The sequence below is a fragment of the Streptomyces sp. NPDC007991 genome (assembly GCF_042958445.1).
Classification (GTDB): domain Bacteria; phylum Actinomycetota; class Actinomycetes; order Streptomycetales; family Streptomycetaceae; genus Streptomyces.
In genome coordinates this window covers 1-15,785 of the sequence record NZ_JBIBJD010000023.1, presented here as the reverse complement: position 1 = coordinate 15,785, position 15,785 = coordinate 1, and the positions used below count along the sequence as shown (strand labels likewise).

Annotated in this window: 10 protein-coding genes and 2 pseudogenes; 6 read left to right on the top strand and 6 right to left on the bottom strand. The window is 71.5% G+C overall.

Annotated elements, in window-relative coordinates:
* Positions 1-86 precede the first annotated feature (86 nt).
* Both fdhF and ACFZDA_RS40085 read right to left on the bottom strand, forming a co-directional pair.
* Positions 87-2,774, bottom strand: coding sequence for a formate dehydrogenase subunit alpha (gene fdhF, locus ACFZDA_RS40090; RefSeq protein WP_391091253.1), 2,688 nt, complete (start codon positions 2,772-2,774; stop codon positions 87-89).
* A complete protein-coding gene (locus tag ACFZDA_RS40085; RefSeq protein ID WP_391091251.1) occupies positions 2,771-4,459 on the bottom strand; it encodes an NAD(P)H-dependent oxidoreductase subunit E in 1,689 nt (562 codons plus the stop codon). The genes fdhF and ACFZDA_RS40085 overlap by 4 nt, the downstream gene beginning before the upstream one ends.
* A 58-nt stretch (positions 4,460-4,517) precedes the next feature.
* Here ACFZDA_RS40085 and ACFZDA_RS40080 point away from each other — a divergent pair.
* Positions 4,518-4,688, top strand: a pseudogene (locus ACFZDA_RS40080) (PspA/IM30 family protein); the annotation flags it as partial.
* A gap of 510 nt (positions 4,689-5,198) precedes the next feature.
* Here ACFZDA_RS40080 and ACFZDA_RS40075 read toward each other — a convergent pair.
* The gene (locus ACFZDA_RS40075; RefSeq protein ID WP_391091249.1) at positions 5,199-7,088 is read right to left on the bottom strand and encodes an AMP-binding protein; all 1,890 of its coding nucleotides are present in this window, start codon (positions 7,086-7,088) and stop codon (positions 5,199-5,201) included.
* Positions 7,089-7,258: 170 nt separating this feature from the next.
* Here ACFZDA_RS40075 and ACFZDA_RS40070 point away from each other — a divergent pair, with 170 nt between their 5' ends.
* Positions 7,259-8,254, top strand: coding sequence for a 3-hydroxyisobutyryl-CoA hydrolase (locus ACFZDA_RS40070; RefSeq protein WP_391091246.1), 996 nt, complete (start codon positions 7,259-7,261; stop codon positions 8,252-8,254).
* A 203-nt stretch (positions 8,255-8,457) separates the two neighbouring features.
* Here the strand turns inward: ACFZDA_RS40070 and ACFZDA_RS40065 are convergent.
* Together ACFZDA_RS40065 and ACFZDA_RS40060 are read right to left on the bottom strand one after the other, a co-directional pair.
* A pseudogene (locus ACFZDA_RS40065) lies at positions 8,458-8,657 on the bottom strand (MFS transporter); the annotation flags it as partial.
* Positions 8,658-8,888: 231 nt separating this feature from the next.
* Positions 8,889-10,259, bottom strand: coding sequence for an aminotransferase class I/II-fold pyridoxal phosphate-dependent enzyme (locus ACFZDA_RS40060; RefSeq protein WP_391091244.1), 1,371 nt, complete (start codon positions 10,257-10,259; stop codon positions 8,889-8,891).
* A 124-nt stretch (positions 10,260-10,383) separates the two neighbouring features.
* Here ACFZDA_RS40060 and ACFZDA_RS40055 point away from each other — a divergent pair, with 124 nt between their 5' ends.
* On the top strand, positions 10,384-10,866 hold the full coding sequence (locus ACFZDA_RS40055) for a MarR family transcriptional regulator (RefSeq protein WP_391091242.1): 483 nt from the start codon (positions 10,384-10,386) through the stop codon (positions 10,864-10,866).
* A gap of 5 nt (positions 10,867-10,871) precedes the next feature.
* Here the strand turns inward: ACFZDA_RS40055 and ACFZDA_RS40050 are convergent, their stop codons facing one another.
* Complete coding sequence (locus tag ACFZDA_RS40050) at positions 10,872-12,488, bottom strand: PucR family transcriptional regulator ligand-binding domain-containing protein (protein ID WP_391091240.1); 1,617 nt, start codon at positions 12,486-12,488, stop codon at positions 10,872-10,874.
* A 279-nt stretch (positions 12,489-12,767) separates the two neighbouring features.
* On the opposite strand from ACFZDA_RS40050, the gene solA reads away from it, so the two are divergent.
* The 3 genes from solA to ACFZDA_RS40035 all read left to right on the top strand — a co-directional run.
* The gene (gene solA / locus ACFZDA_RS40045; protein ID WP_391091238.1) at positions 12,768-13,904 is read left to right on the top strand and encodes an N-methyl-L-tryptophan oxidase; all 1,137 of its coding nucleotides are present in this window, start codon (positions 12,768-12,770) and stop codon (positions 13,902-13,904) included.
* A gap of 114 nt (positions 13,905-14,018) precedes the next feature.
* Positions 14,019-14,699 carry a haloacid dehalogenase type II gene (locus ACFZDA_RS40040; protein ID WP_391091236.1) on the top strand — a complete coding sequence of 227 codons (681 nt, stop codon included), beginning with the start codon at positions 14,019-14,021 and terminating at the stop codon, positions 14,697-14,699.
* Positions 14,700-15,077: 378 nt separating this feature from the next.
* Positions 15,078-15,785 (top strand): extracellular solute-binding protein (locus ACFZDA_RS40035; protein ID WP_391091234.1); only part of this gene is annotated, 708 nt, incomplete at its 3' end.

Genomic DNA, 15,785 nt, shown 5'->3' with positions numbered 1-15,785 from the left:
GCTCCGGCTGCTGCACGCGACTCTGGGGTGGGGACCGGCGGAGGACGGAGGCGGCAGGCCACGCAGCACCGCCCGGTCTGCCGCCCTTACGACGCGGCCACGCGGACCGCCGTGACCTTGTACTCGGGGCAGGAAGTGACGGTATCCGCGACGTCCGAGGTAAGGCGGTTCACTCCGCTCGCGGGGAAGTGGAAGGAGCAAAAGACCTGGCCGGGGGCTGTCTGGTCACCGATTCGAGCGATGAGCCGGGCGTGGCCGTGCCGGCTCTCCACCGTTACCCGTTCGCCGTCGTGCACGCCGTACCGGCCGGCGTCGTCGGGGTGGAGGTCCAGGAAGTCAACGGGGTCGAGCGCGAGGTTGCTGCCCCGCCGCGTCATGCTTCCGGAGTTGTAGTGAGCCCAGCGCCGCCCGGTGACCAGGATCAGCGGATAGTCGTCGTCGGGCCGTTCACCCGGGGGCAGATAGGGGGCGGCTGCCAGGTGGGCCCGGCCGTCCGGTGTGCAGAAGCGCTCCCTGTACAGCTGGGCTTCTCCCGGCCGGTCGGGGGCGGTGCAGGGCCAAGGCACGGAGCCCTCGCGGTCCAGACGGTCGTAGGAGAGCCCGGCGAAGACGGGCGCGAGCCGGCCACATTCGGCGAGGGCGTCGGCGGGAGTCGCGCAGGCCAGGTCGACTCCCATGGCCTCGGCGACGGCCCGAAGGGTGTCGAAGTCGGTGCGGGCCTGTTCCGGTGGGGGCACGGCGGGGCGGACACGCTGGAACCGGCGGTCGAAGTTGACGAAGGTCCCGTCCTTCTCCAGCCATGAGGCCACTGGTAGTACGACGTCGGCGTGCCGGGCCGTTTCGGACAGGAACAGTTCGTTGCAGACGACGAGCGGGCAGGCGTCCAGGGCCTTGGCCACCTGGTTGGCGTCGGGGTCGGTTGCGCGGACGTCCTCGCCGATGACCCACAGCGCTCGCAGATCCCCGGCTCGCGCCGCGGCGAACATGTCCGGGATCCGCAGACCGGGCCGCCCGGGGACCGGTACGCCCCAGACATCCTCGGCCCGCGCGCGGACGGCCGGGTCGGTCACCTTTCCGTACCCGGGCAGGAGGTCGGGCAGGGCGCCCATGTCGGAGGCCCCCTGGACGTTGTTCTGGCCGCGCAGCGGGTTGACCCCGTGGCCCCGGTCGGTGCCCACGGCGCCGCGCAGGATCGCCAGGTTGGCCAGGGACCGTACCCCGTCGGTGCCGTGGAGGTGCTCGGTGACGCCCAGGCCATAGACGATGGCCGGCCGCTCGGCCCTGCCGTAGAGGCGGGCGGCGGCGACCAGGTCCGCGGCCGGTACACCGGTTATGTCCGCGACGCGGTCGGGCGGGTAGTCGACCAGCAGCTCGGTGAGCTCCGGCAGTCCCGTGGCCCGGTCGCGCAGGAACGCCTCGTCGGTCAGCCCTTCGGCGAGCAGGACACGGGCGAGCCCGTGGAAGAGCGCCACGTTGGTGCCGGGACGCGGACGCAGATGCACATCGGCGTGCAGGGCGAGACCCACGGCACGCGGGTCGGCGACGACCAGTCTGGCGCCGTGCAGGACCTGCCTCAGCAGTCGAGCTCCGACCACCGGGTGGGCCTCGACGGGATTGGCCCCGACCACCAGCAGGCAGTCGGCCCGCTCCACGTCGTCGAAGCTGTCGGTGCCGCCGGAGAGCCCGAAGGAAGCGGTGAGGCCGGCGGCGGAGGGGGAGTGGCAGAGACGGGAGCAGTTGTCGACGTTGTTGGTTCCGACGACGACCCGCATGAACTTCTGTACGAGGTAGTTCTCCTCGTTCGTGGCACGGGCCGAGGAGATCGCCGCCACGGAGTCCGGGCCGCCGGCATCGACGGCGGCCCGCAGCCCCCGGGCCACGTGAGCCAGTGCCTCGTCCCAGCCGACCGGCTCCAGTACGCCGTCGCGTCGCAGCAGGGGCCGGGTGAGCCGTTCCGGTGAGGTGCGGAATCCATGGGAGAAGCGGCCCTTCACGCACGCGTGGCCGCGATTGACCGCGCCGTCCCGGGCGGGCAGCACCGCCGTGACCTCACCGTCGTGTGCGATCACGTCGAGGGTGCAGCCCACCCCGCAGTAGCCGCACGTGGTGCGCGTCCGGGCCTGAGCGGGGTGGAACGCCGAGGTGAGTCCCCGCGCCGGTCCCGGCTGGGTGATCGCCCCCGTGGGGCAGGTGTCCACGCAGCCGCCGCAGGCCACGCAGTCCGACTCGGCCCAGGGCCCGCCGGTGCCGGGGGCCACGACGGTGTCGCCGCCTCTGCCGACCAGGGTGAGGGCGAAGGTGCCCTGCAACTCGGAGCACATCCGCACGCACCGGCCGCAGGCGATGCACAGGTCCCGGTCCAGGTGGACGTAGGGGTGGGACTCGTCCCCGCCCCGGCCTCCGGCACCCTGCGCCACCTCAGGGCCGATGCCCGTCGACCGGCAGACATGGGCGAGTTCGCTGGGACTGCCGTCGGCGAGGGCCCGGGGCGGCAGTGCGGAGACGATGACCTCCACCGCGTCCCGGCGCAGCCGCACGACCTCGTCGCTTCTGGTATCTACGCGCATGCCTGGGGAGGCCGGAGTGACACAGGCCGCCGCGATGCGTCCCCCGGTCCGTACGAGACACGTGCGGCATGACCCGGCGGGACTGAGCCGGTCGTCGGAGCACAGCGCGGGCAGCTCGATCCCGGCCGACCGCACCGCCGTGAGCAGTGACGAATCCTCGGGTACCTCGACGCCGGTGCCGTCGACCTCGATCGTGACGCCGTTCATGGCAGGCCCCATCCCACCAGACGGTCCCCGTAGGCGCGGGCGAGGCTTTGCACGGCGGGTGGTATCCGCCGTCCGAAGGCGCACAGGCTCGCCTCGGCCAGGAGCCGAGACAGTCGCTCCCACTCCCGGCCCGGCGGAGTACCGGCGGACGCCCATTCCAGGCCGCGGCGCGAGCCGACACGGCAGGGTGAGCACGCTCCGCAGCTCTCGGCCGCGGCGAACTCCCAGATGTGGCACAGTACTTCCTCCGGTGCCACACGCTCGTCGAACGCGACGAGACCGGCGTGGCCGAGAGCGGCGCCCCGGGCCGACAGCCCTGCCTCTGACAGCGGCACGTCCAGCGCGTCGGCAGCGAGGAAGCCGCCCAGCGGCCCTCCGACCTGGAGCGCCGCCAGCTCGGCGCGGTCCTTCAGACCGCCTCCCAGTTCGGTGACGATCCGTCGCACCGGCGTACCGACCTCGACCTCGTAGCAACCGGGCCGTGCGAACCGCTCCGAGAGACAGACCAGTTTGGTCCCCGTCTCGTCGGGCGTGCCGCGCCGGGCGTATGCCTGACCGCCGTGCCGGACGATCCACGGGACGGCCGCCAGGGTCTCCACGTTGTTGACGACGGTCGGCGCGTTCCACAGGCCGCGCTCGGTCGGATACGGCGGACGGGGCCGGGCGCAACCGCGACCGCCCTCCAGCCCCGCGATAAGCGCGGTCTCCTCACCGGCGACGTAGGAGCCGGCGCCCTCGACGATGTGGATGTCCAAGGAGGTGGCCGTCCCGTGGACCGACGCTCCGAGATGCCCATGTGCGTACGCCTGGCGCACCGCTTCCCTCATCCGTGCCAGAGCTGCCGGATATTCGGAGCGCACCAGCACCACGCCCTGACGGGCCCCGCAGGCGAAACAGGCCACGGCCAGACCCTCCAGCACGCGCCCGGGGTCGGCCTCCATCAGCAACCTGTCGGCGTACGAACCCGGATCGCCTTCGTCGCCGTTGGCGACGACCACGGTCCCGGGTGCGCGGCCGGCCGCCTCCCACTTCGCCGCCACGCGGAACCCGGCGCCGCCACGCCCACGCAGCCCGGACGCCGCCACCTCTCGGCGCACTTCGTCCGCCGTGCCCGACGACACCGTCCCCGACCACACCTGCCACGCCGGCTCACCGGAGAGCACACCGCCGAGCAGGACCGGGTCACCGGTGTCGTCGGCCACCGGGATCTTTGGCGCCCGCGGTGGCTCCCGCCCGGCGAGCTGAGCGGAAAGCGACGCCCCGGTACAGGGTGTGTCGCCGTCAAGGGCGGCGGGCCCGGCGTAGCAGTAGCCCAGACAGCGGACAGCCTGCAGCGACACGTCACCGCGCGGTGAGGCGGTGTGCGCAGCGACACCCAGCTCACGCTCCGCCTCCGCGAGGTGCTCTCCGCCCGCTGCGGCGAAGCACGCCGTCGCGGCGCACACCCGGACATGGCGGTCCCCGTGCGGAGCCGCGAGGTCGGCGTAGTAACTGGCAGGTCCCAATGCGGCGGCAGCAGGCAGTCCGACGCGGGCGGCGACAGTCGGTGCCCAGACCTCGGGACCGTCCCGCGTTCCAGCCCTGGTCTCGGCCAACGACTCGATCAGCTTGTCTCCCGGCCGCCCACGTCGGCCCGCCAGCGCCCGGAAGGCGTCGAATCGCTGGGCGGATCGGATGAGCGCCATGCATTCATCGTGGAGGAAGGCGCACGAGTCCGCAGCTGGGAGACCGGCACGGGTGCAGCAGTCCGGCGGCAAGCTGGAGGGACAGGCCCAGCAGGCGCTCGCCGCCGGACGAGAAGACCTCGCCCGCGAAGCCCTGAGCCGGCGCACGGCCGTGGCCTCACAGGTCACGGACCTCCAGACCCAACAGGCATCGCTTCAGGCCGAGGAGGAGAAACTCACCCTCGCCGCAGCGCCTAGGACAAGACCGAACTCCTCCAGGCTGCGCCGCTGGCGCACTTCCCCGCTGCCGGACACCCGGCCCGCGAGCGTCCGGCCCCGCGTCGAATCCGCTACCGACCGTTCCCCGGTCGGCGGCACGACGGCCGCCGCACACCACCACCTCGCCCCGCACGACCATGCCCACGAGCATCGCGCCGACGGCAGCGCGATCACCGACCCCCTGGGTTGAGTGGCACTGCGGGGTCGTCTCGCAAAGGCATGGACGCCACCCGAACACGCTGAAACCACGGGTGGTGTCCGGAACCGGCCCTCGATCGGTGCCAGCGAGGCCTCCAGGACGGCCGTTCTGGAGGCCTTCGTATGCCTGGCCTGCCGGACGAAGGCGTCCTCATCGCGGCTCGTGGAGATCGGCGATGCGGCAGGGCCGGCAGGGATGACGTCGAGGACGAGTCGTAGTCCTGATGCGGAAAGACGTGCCAGGGGGGCGCAGGGTGTGCAACGACCTCGCCCACAGGACCGTTCACGAGGTGTGACCGGTGCGGCGCAGGACCGGGCGCAGTGTCTCGATGACGCCGGGGTCGTCCACCGTGGAGGGGATGGACTCGTCGCGGCCGTCGGCGATGCCGCGCATGGTCTTGCGGAGGATCTTTCCCGAGCGGGTCTTGGGCAGGGCGGCCACGACCGTGACGTCCTTGAGTGAGGCGACGGCGCCGATGCGCTCGCGTACGAGCTGGACGAGTTCGGTCTCGACCTCGCCCGGTTCGCGGTCGCTGCCCGCTTTGAGGACGACGAAGCCGCGCGGGATCTGTCCCTTGAGTTCGTCCGCGACGCCGATGACGGCGCATTCGGCGACGTCGGGGTGGGCGGCCAGGGCCTCCTCCATGCTGCCGGTGGACAGCCGGTGGCCGGCGACGTTGATGACGTCGTCGGTGCGGCCCATGACGAAGACGTAGCCGTCCTCGTCGATGTGGCCGCTGTCGCCGGTGAGGTAGTAGCCGTCGTAGGCGGAGAGGTAGGAGGCGATGTAGCGGTCGTCGTCGTTCCAGAGCGTGGGGAGCGCGCCGGGCGGCAGGGGCAGCTTCACGACGATGGCGCCGTCGACGCCCGCGGGCGCCGGCTCGCCCGAGGGGCCGAGGACGCGGACGTCCCAGCCCGGCAGCGGACGGGTGGGGGAGCCGGGCTTGACGGGCGCGGCTTCGATGCCGACCGGGTTGGCGGCGATGGGCCACCCGGTCTCGGTCTGCCACCAGTGGTCGATCACCGGGACGCCCAGCAGGTCGCTCGCCCACTGGTACGTCCCGGGATCGAGGCGCTCACCGGCCAGGAAGAGACAGCGCAGGTGGGAGAGGTCGTAGCCGGCGGTGAGCGTCCCCTTCGGATCCTCCTTCCTGATCGCCCGGAAGGCGGTGGGCGCCGTGAACATGGTCTTGACCCGGTACTCGGCGGCGACGCGCCAGAACTGGCCCGCGTCCGGCGTGCCGACCGGCTTGCCTTCGTACAGCACGGTCGTGGCCCCGGCCAGCAGCGGCCCGTAGACGATGTAGGAGTGCCCGACGACCCAGCCGACGTCGGAGCCGGTGAACATCGTCTCGCCCGGGCCCACGTCGTACACGGCGCCCATCGACCAGTGCAGGGCGACCGCGTGGCCGCCGCAGTCACGCACGACTCCCTTGGGCTTTCCGGTCGTTCCGGACGTGTAGAGGATGTAGAGCGGATCGGTGGCGGCGACGGGAACGCAGTCGGCCGGCGGCGCGGCGGCGACCAGGCCGGCCCAGTCGAGATCGTCCGGACCCAGTACGGCCGGCTCCTGCGGGCGTTGCAGGATCACCCTCTTCTCCGGCTTGTGGCCGGCGAGCTCGATCGCCCGGTCGAGCAGGGGCTTGTACGCGATGACACGCTTGCCCTCGATGCCGCAGGAGGCGGAGACGACCACCTTGGGGGCCGCGTCGTCGATGCGCAGGGCCAGTTCGTGCGGGGCGAAGCCGCCGAAGACGACCGAGTGGACCGCGCCGACACGGGCACAGGCCAGCATCGCGACCGCCGCCTCGGGGACCATCGGCATGTAGATGACCACCCGGTCGCCATGCCCCACGCCGAGCTGTGCGAGTGCTCCGGCGAAGGCCGCGACCTCGTCCCTCAGCCGCGCGTAGGTGTAGGTGCGGCGGGTGCCGGTCACGGGGGAGTCGTAGACGAGCGCGGGCTGTCCGCCGCGGCCGGCTTCGACGTGCCGGTCGAGCGCGTTGTGGCAGACGTTGAGCCGCCCGTCGGGGAACCAGCGGTAGAACGGCGCGCCCGAGGAGTCCAGGGCGCGTCGCGGAGTGACATCCCAGTCGATGGCCTCCGCCGCCTTCAGCCAGAAACCCTCCGGGTCCTCGGTGCTGGCGCGGAAGACATCCTCGTACGTTCCCATCGCGCACTCCTTTGTGGCATCGAGGGACGGTGGTGGTGGCTGCGTACGGAACCTTTGCCGGACACAAGTACCGTATGCCGTACGGCATGGCCGGGCCCTTCCGGGGCGTCTGCGCGCCCTGTGTCAGGATCTTGAGGTGCCCACCCCGCGCGGAAACGAGATGACGACCGATGACTGACACCGCTGCGGCCGAGATACTCGCCGACGTCCACCGGGGCGTAGGCCGCGTCCTCCTGAACCGGCCCGAGGCGCTCAACGCCCTGACGACGGACATGGTCGCCGCCATCGACCGGGTGCTCGCCGAGTGGGAGCACAGGCCGCTGTCCGCGGTGGTGCTCGCCAGTACCAGCACGAAGGCGTTCTGCGCCGGCGGGGACATCCGGACGATCCGCGAGCACAGCCTCGCCGGGGATGCCGAGGCCAGTGAGCGGTTCTTCGCCTCCGAGTACCGGCTCAACGCCCGGATCGCCGAATATCCCGTGCCGGTCGTGTCGCTCATCGACGGCGTGTGCATGGGCGGCGGTCTCGGTCTCTCCGTCCACGGCGGCTTCCGCGTCGTCACCGAGCGGGCGGTGCTCGCGATGCCCGAGACCGGGATCGGGTTCTTCCCGGACATCGGGGCCAGCTACTTTCTGCCGAGGTTGCCCGGCGCGATCGGCATGTACCTCGGACTGACGGGGCACCGCCTCGACGCGGCCGACGCCCTCTACACCGGGCTGGCCACGCACTTCGTCCCCGCGGACCGGCTCGACACGGTCGGGGATGTCCTGGCCGACCACCCCGGCGACCCGGTGGACGTCGTCCTGAACCGCCTCGCCGGCCGCTCCCCGGTGGCGCGGAGCGGGCTGGCGGAGGTACGCGCGGACGTGGACTGGGCGTTCGGCGCGCCGGCCCTCGGCGAGATCGAGAAACGCCTGCGCCACCTCGACACCCCCTGGGCCGCATCCGCGTCGGCCGCCCTGGAGTCCGCCTCGCCGCAGAGCCTGGAGATCACGCATGCCCTGCTGGCCCGGGGCAGGCAGCGCACGCTGCGCGAGTGCCTTGCCGCCGAACTCGCCCTCACGCGCACGACCATCCGCACGCCGGACTTCCTGGAGGGCGTCCGCGCGGCCCTGGTCGACAAGGACCGCGCTCCCCGCTGGCACCGTGTGTCGCCCCTGCGCTGACCCTGCCGGACGGAGGGTCTGCGGCCGGCACACTCTCAGTCGCTGCCGTGGTCGGTGCCCCGAGCTCGCGCAGCTGGGAGCCGCCGGCCCGTATGAAGAGGAACTCGTAGCACACTGATGGCCAGGCCGCCGGTGCGAGCAGGACGGTATCGGCGCCTGCGGGGTCTCGACGCTCATGAAGGGCGCGGGGCTGATCAATGGATGGCGACGGCGATGCCGCTGGCCGCGCCCCAGACACCCAGGGCCGCGCCGTGCCGTTCGGCGGGGACGGCGGCCGACAGCAGGGTGAGCGTCAGCGGTGTCACTATCGCGGCCCCGACGCCCTGCGCCGCACGCGCGGCACCAGTTCACCCATCCCCGGTGCGAGCGCGGCCGAGGCCGATGCCGCGGTGAAGATCCCGAGTTGGCCCGCCGCCTCACGGACATCGCGCGGCAGGCCGGGGCCGCCGACCCGGAAACCCTGGGTGAGCAACCGGCCCTGCTCTTCGAGGCGCGGCCGCACGCGGCACTGCGCTCAACAGGGGCCCACCCGTGCGATCGCGCGATCCGTGGCGGAGACCGTGGTCGATGCCGCCCTGCGCGACGTCGGCCCGGCATCTCGGTGATGATGCCGGCGGCCGACCCGGCGAAGTCGTCACACGGGTTGTGACCGCGTGAGCCGCTCCACCCGGTCGTGGAGGTGCTCCACATGGTCCTCGGACTCCGGCTTCATCAGGACGCTGCGGAGGATGCGTGCGCCGTCGGCGTCGGCCTTGACCCCCGGGTGGCGTGCGGTGAACGCTTCGCGGTCTGCCTTGAGAGTGCTCAGGTACACCGGATCGGCATCGGCCATGCCGTCCGCCAGAACGCGTGCCGACGCGGCGTCGACGGCGGTGAGGGTCGCGAATTCGACCGCTGGGAAGTAGCCGACGATGTCCAGCTCCGGCTCCTGGTACAGCTCCAGAGCATCGGACATGCTGATCAGCTCGGACCATCGCAGGGCGGCCCGGCGGCCGGCCCCGAGGACGCGGCCGAGACCGTCGGGCGTGGGCGGCAGGAGCTGGAAGGTGAGCCACAGGGCGGCGGCCGAGGCGCCGGCGCGGGAGCACTCCAGGCTGATCTCTCCCAGGTGGAGGTCGGTGGAGGTGAAGTAGGTGTACGGCGAGTCGTGGAGGTAGAAGCGGCCCACCTCGGGGTCGCGGAAGAGGACGGCTCCACAGCCGTAGGGCTGGAGGCCGTGCTTGTGCGGGTCGACGACGATCGAGTCGCACCGGGCGATCGCCCGCCAGGGCTCGGGGGCGAGTCCCTCGGGCCCTTCGGCGCCGGCCAGCAGCGTGAAGAAACCGCCGTAGGCGGCGTCGACGTGGAGCCGGACGCCGTAGCGCTCTGTGAGGGGCAGGGCTTCGTGGACCGGGTCGACGGCCCCCAGCCCGGTGGTTCCGGCGGTCAGGACGACCGTGCCCACCCGGCCGCCGCGCAGCAGCTCCTCCAGCGCGTCGAGGTTCATGCGTCCCCGGTCGTCCGTGGGGACCTTGTGTCCCTCCATTCCCAGCACACGGCACATACGGCCGTGGGTGTAGTGGGCGTCGGCGCTGTAGGCGATACCACGGCCGGGATGGAGCTCGCGGGCGACGAAGAGGGCTTCGAGGTTCGCGATCGTGCCGCTGGTGGTGAGGTGGCCGAGGTGGGTGTCGTAGCCGAACATCGCGGCGAGCCGGGCGACGGCCTCGCGCTCCATCCGGGCGGTGGCGGGGCCGCCGTCCAGGGCGTGGTTGTTGGGGTTGATCAGCATGGCGGTGAGGTAGCCGACCACGGCCACCGGGTGCGGGGGCTTGAGCATCTGTCCCGCGTAGTGCGGGTGGAAGAAGGGATAGTTGTCCTTCAGCCGCCCGGTGAACTCCTCGAAGGTGGCGGCGAAGCGGTCGTCCCCGACGAGCAGGGACGGGTGCCGCTCGTAGGGCCCGAAGTCGTCGGCCCACCGCTGTATTGCGTCGTTGGCCCGGCCGAGCCAGTGCTGAAGGTCCACTGATCTCCCTTTCTGTCGCCTTGCCGGGGTCGTGGAGGCCACCATAAGATTTCATTGACTGCTCAGCAATTGATTGTTCAGTAATTGAGGCGGCGGTAGGTGAAAAGGCAGTAAAGTCGGCCGGGTGAACGCCGCGAACCGAGACGACGACGAAGCCGCCCGCGCCGCAGACAGCCGGCTCGTGCACGACTTCGGGCTGCTGATCAAGGCCGCCACCCGCCTGGAGCAACGGATCGACACTGCGCTGCACAAGGAGTGCGGGATCAGCCACACGATGTTCGAGGTGCTCATCCGGCTCTGCCGACGGCCGGACGAGCAGGTGTCCCAGCGCCGGCTGGCCGACGACCTCACGCTCACCAGCAGCGGCGTCACCCGACTGGTCGACCGCATGGAGGGAGCCGGGCTGGTGCGACGCGTGCCGGCCCCGGGGGACCGCAGGAGCGTCCTGGTCGAGTCGACCGATCACGGCCGTACGGTGTTCCTCCGGGCCGCCGCCGTTCACGCGCGGGTCGTCGAGCGGTACTTCGTCGCGCCGCTGGATCCCGACGACTACGGACGGCTGACCGGCTCACTCGGCGCGATCGACGAGGCCCTGCGCGACACCTGATTTCGTCAGGCGCCGGGCGCCGCTGCCCGCGCGTCCAGCACCAGCACCGCGACGTGCAGGGACGTGCACTGCAGGCCCGACTCCAGATCGCAGCCGAGGAGCCGTTCGATGGTGTGGAGACGCTGGTAGTACGCCTGCCGGGACATGCCGGCCTGTTTCGCCGCCACCGACTTGTTCCCGGCCGCCGCCAGATACGCGCGCAGTGCCGGGAGCAGGTCGCCGCCGTTGCGGTCGTCGTGCTCGATGAGACGCGTGAGCTGGCGTTCCGCGTACCGCTGGAGGCGGATGTCCTCCCGAAGCACGCCCAGGAGCTCCGGCAGCCGGATGTCGGCGGGGACGTAGAACCAGCGGTCGGGTGAGGCGGGCGTGATGGCCTCGGCCGTCTGCTCGGCCTCCTGCCACGACCGGGCGATCCCGGAGAGGTCGGTCACGCCCGGGCCGACGGCGACGACGGCCTCCGGGCCGAGCTCCTCGCGGCACAGACGGCCCATCCGCTCGGCGACCGGCTGCCAGGCGCTGGCCTGCGCCAGTGCGAGGAGTACGCCGATCCGGCCCGGGGCCGTCTCGCCGACCAGGGCGCGGATGCCGGTCTGGCCCATCGCCTTCGCGATCCGCTCGTCGAGGTGCTCCCCGGTACCGGTGTGCGTATGGCGGATGACCACGGCGAAGAGGCGGTGCCCGAGGGTCGGCAGCCCCAGTGCCTCGGCGCGTGCCCGGGCGTCCGCGGGGGAGCGGAAACGCCGTTCGCACAGGTCCCGAAGCACCGAGCGGTGGGCCCGGCGCTCCCACCAGGCCGGCCCGGCCAGACGTGCCATGCTCAGGGCGACCGCCGCGCGCTCCAGGACCAGGACGTGTTCCGGGTCGGGCTCCGGGTTCAGCCGGCCCTCCAGCAGGACCAGCCGCCCCCAAGGCCCCTGGTGGTCCTGCACGGGGGCGATCAGCCACCCTTCCGGGCCGCTCGGCGTGATCTTCTCCGGGGTCGGGGTGGCCCGGGAACGCCGGGACCAGGCCGACACCACCGGCTCGTACGGCCGGCCGAGCAGCTCGCACATCAGGACCCGGTGGGTGAGGTCCTCCAGCACCACGGGGGCCCCGGTGAGCTCCGCGGTGGTGTGCACCAGTTCCTCGGGGTCCGCGCCGCGCAGCGTCAGGGCAGTGAAGATGTCCTGGATGTCCCTGCCGCGGCGCAGCAACGCCCCATGGGCGTCGAGGATGAGCGCGTGCACCGCCTGTGTGACGTCGATGAAGCGCACGCCCCGGGCCAGTTCGACCAGCGGCACTTCACGGACACGGCAGGCCGCCACCAGCTCGTCGGGCACCTTCCGGTACCGGTAGCCGAGTTCCACGATCAGGCCGGCGGCGCCGACGTCGGCGAGCTGGTCGACGTAGCCCCGCAGCTCGGAGGCGTCCTCGGGATAGGGCATGCCGGTCGTCAGGACCAGTTCGCCGCCCTCGAGGAAATCGGCGGGGTTGAGTAGTTCGGTGACGTGCACCCAGCGCACCGCACGGTTCAGCTGTGACTCGCCGGCCAGCACGCGCGGCATCCCCTCGGCCAGCACGGGGAGGCTCAGAACCTCCGTGATGGTCGGGAAGTGCCCGGTTGCGGGACGTTTGGGCGGCATAGGGAGTGCTTTCGTCCGAGGTATCGGGGGTCACCTTCGCACCGGCACATCACCGTGACAAGAGGGGCAGGGCACTTTCCGTGGCCCGCCCGCTCGCCGTGACACATCGTCTCGATAACGTCCCGAGGCGGAACAGAGTGTGGGTTGACCTGCGTGTTCGTCGGGGTCGAGAGTGAACGCCATCCCCAAGGGGCCCGAATCGGAGGGGTCCGCACGGTGTCCCCACCGTGCCGGGGCACCACTGACATCCAGGCCCCACCCGGCGAAAGGAGCGACCTCATGCGCATCCCGAAGCGTGTCGCCGTGATCGGTGCCGGCAGCATGGGCAGCCAGGCCATGTGGCGCCTGGCCGCCCGCGGAGCCGAGGTCATCGGCTACGACCGGTACGCGCCGGGTCACGACCGCGGCGCGGCCGGGGGCGAGAGCCGCATCTTCCGCGCCGTACACCTCGGTGAACCCGGCTACCTTCCGCTGCTGCGGCTCGCCGACCGGATGTGGGACCGGCTCCAGCGCGAAACCGGCCTCTCGCTGCGGCGCCGCGGCGGCTGCCTGGTGATGGGTGAGACCGCCTCGCCGCCGATGCGTCTCCTTCTCTCCGCCAGCTCCACCCACCGGCTGGACCACGAGGTACTGGACCGGGAGGAACTCGCCCGCCGCTACCCGCAGCACCGCCTCCCGGACGGACACACCGCCGTCCTCGACCGCGAGGGCGCCGTCATCAGGCCCGAGGCAGCGGTCCAGGCCGCCGCCGCCCGCGCCGAACAGCTGGGCGCCCGGCTGCACCGCTACACCCCCGTGCGGGAGATCGTCCCCGCGCCGGGCGGCGGCGTGCACATCGTCACCGACCAGGGCACGGACCACGTGGACACCGCCGTGGTGACAGCGGGTCCCTGGATCAACACCCTGCTCCCGGACCTGCCCCGGACCGTGGACATCCGCCGGCTGATCAGCTCCTGGCACATCCCCACACGCCACGACTGGTTCGCGGGCGGCGCCCCCGCCTTCGTGCGCAGCGCACCCCACGACTGCTACGGGCTCCCGTCGCCGGACGGCATCTCCGTCAAGCTGGGCCTCTCCTTCGCCCGTTATCTGCCGGTGCCGGACCCCGAACGGGTCGACCGCACCGTCCGCCCGGAGGAACTCGCCACCTTCCGCGAGCTCATCGGCGAGCTGATGCCCGACCTGAACCCCGACCCCATCAGGCTGTCGGTCTACATGGAGGGCTACACGGAATCCGGAAACCCTCTCGTCGGTCATCTCCCCGGCGAGGACGACGTCATCGTCATGGCCGGATTCTCCGGCAGCGGCTTCAAGATGTCGCCCGCCATGGGCGAGATCGCCGCCGATCTGGCACTCGACGGCACCACGGAACACCCCATCGACTTCCTCGCTCCGGCAGGAGTCGCCGCCGCCTGACCCCCGTCGGTGCCGACGGCACCGTCCCGCCCCAGGCACCTCGGTCATGGGCATGCCCGAAAAGGCACGCACCGGCCACAACCTATTCCCCGCGGCACAGACAGGAGCATCCTCATGCCCATTCCCTCGCTTCAGTTCCGCCCGAAGTACGTCTCGTTCGACTGCTACGGCACGTTGATCGAGTGGCCGATGACCCCCATCACGCGGGAGCTCGTCGGCGACCAGATCCCCGCCGAGCACTGGGACCAGTTCGTCCGCGAGTTCCGCGGCTACCGCTACGACCAGGTCCGCGGCGAGTACTACCCCTACGAGCAGACGCTGCAGGACTCCTTCGAGCGGGTCTGCCGCAAGTGGGGCGTGAAGGCCGCCCCGGACGCGGGCAAGCGGTTCGCCGACGGCGTCCGCAGCTGGGGCCCGCACGCCGACGTGCCCGAGCCGCTGAAGAAGATGGGCGAGAACTACAAGCTGGTCATCCTCTCCAACGCCGAGGACGCCTTCCTGGAGGAGAGCGTGCCCCGGCTCGGCGCGGACTTCCACGCGGTCTTCACCGCGGAGCAGGCCGGCTACTACAAGCCCCGCTACGCCGCGTTCGAGTACATGCTCGACCAGCTCGACGCGTCCCCCGAGGACTTCGTGCACGTCTCCTCGCACACCCGCTACGACCTGATGCCGATGCACGACATGGGCTTCCGTAACCTCGTCCTCCTGGACCGCGGCTGCGACCCGGTGACCCACGGCTACGACTACGTGACGGTGAAGTCCCTGGACGACCTCAACACCATGCTCGGCCTCTGACGCGCGACGCACACCGTTCCGCACGGGCAGCCCCGAAGAACCACCGCCGAGCTCGTCGGCGACGCCCGCGCAGAACTCGAAGTACCAGGCCGAGGGCGACGTCCCCGCCCACGTAATCGACCCGGCCGACTGGCACTGAGCACACGGTCCACGCCCCGGCCGAGGGGCGGATCTTCCCCAGCATGCACGGCCCTCACCGTCGTCCCCGGCGCGGAACCGGCCACCCTGGCCGTCCGTAGGACCCCGACACGGTCACGCGAATCGACACCCTCCCGACCCCCGGCGCGGGCCTCGGATCCGGCGAGGCGGACCCCCACCCTCAGACCCCCAGCCCAGCCGTCCCTCTTCCCCCTTAGCACCAGCCCCAGGAGGCACACCATGAGAGACGCCCGTATCGATCGCAGACTCTTCCTGCGCGGCGTCGGCGGAGCCACGGCGGGTCTCGCCGCCGCGACCTCCCTCTCCGCCTGTGGCACCGGCACCAGCCGCACCGCTTCCACCGGCACCGGTGGGAAGGGCGGCAAGACGGTGGTCGTCCGTGACAGCGGCGGTTCCTACGGCGCGGCCCTGCAGAAGGCGGTCTACACGCCGTTCACGCAGGAGACCGGCATCCAGGTCAGGGTGCTCAACCTGGACGACGCCCCGCTGCTGGCGCAGATCAAGCAGGGCCGGCCGCAGTGCGACCTCATCAACAACTCGATGATGGCCCACACCAAGTACGCCGAGCAGGACGCTGTGGAGACTCTCGACCGCGACCGGCTCAAGAGCCTGAAGAGCGCGAAGATCCCCCAGGCGCAGATCACCGACCACGCCATCGGCCACAGCTTCTACGGGCAGTGCATCGGGTACCGCACGGATGCCTTCGGGGGTAAGAAGCCCGAGTCGTGGGCGGACTTCTGGGACACCAAGGCGTTCCAGGGTTCCCGTGCGATGGTCCACCCGGACGGCGACCTGCCGGAGCTGGAGTTCGCGCTGCTGGCCGACGGTGTTCCGATGGACAAGCTGTATCCGCTGGATGTGGACCGCGCGTTCAAGGTGCTGACGCGGCTGCGGGGTGACATCAAGAAGTTCTGGGACAGCGGCCCG

Coding starts and splice junctions, on each gene's coding strand:
- fdhF (WP_391091253.1), bottom strand. CDS start 2,774: ATGAACGGCGTCACGATCGAGGTCGACGGCACCGGCGTCGAGGTACCC.
- ACFZDA_RS40040 (WP_391091236.1), top strand. CDS start 14,019: ATGCCCATTCCCTCGCTTCAGTTCCGCCCGAAGTACGTCTCGTTCGAC.
- ACFZDA_RS40075 (WP_391091249.1), bottom strand. CDS start 7,088: ATGGGAACGTACGAGGATGTCTTCCGCGCCAGCACCGAGGACCCGGAG.
- ACFZDA_RS40050 (WP_391091240.1), bottom strand. CDS start 12,488: ATGCCGCCCAAACGTCCCGCAACCGGGCACTTCCCGACCATCACGGAG.
- ACFZDA_RS40085 (WP_391091251.1), bottom strand. CDS start 4,459: ATGGCGCTCATCCGATCCGCCCAGCGATTCGACGCCTTCCGGGCGCTG.
- solA (WP_391091238.1), top strand. CDS start 12,768: ATGCGCATCCCGAAGCGTGTCGCCGTGATCGGTGCCGGCAGCATGGGC.
- ACFZDA_RS40070 (WP_391091246.1), top strand. CDS start 7,259: ATGACTGACACCGCTGCGGCCGAGATACTCGCCGACGTCCACCGGGGC.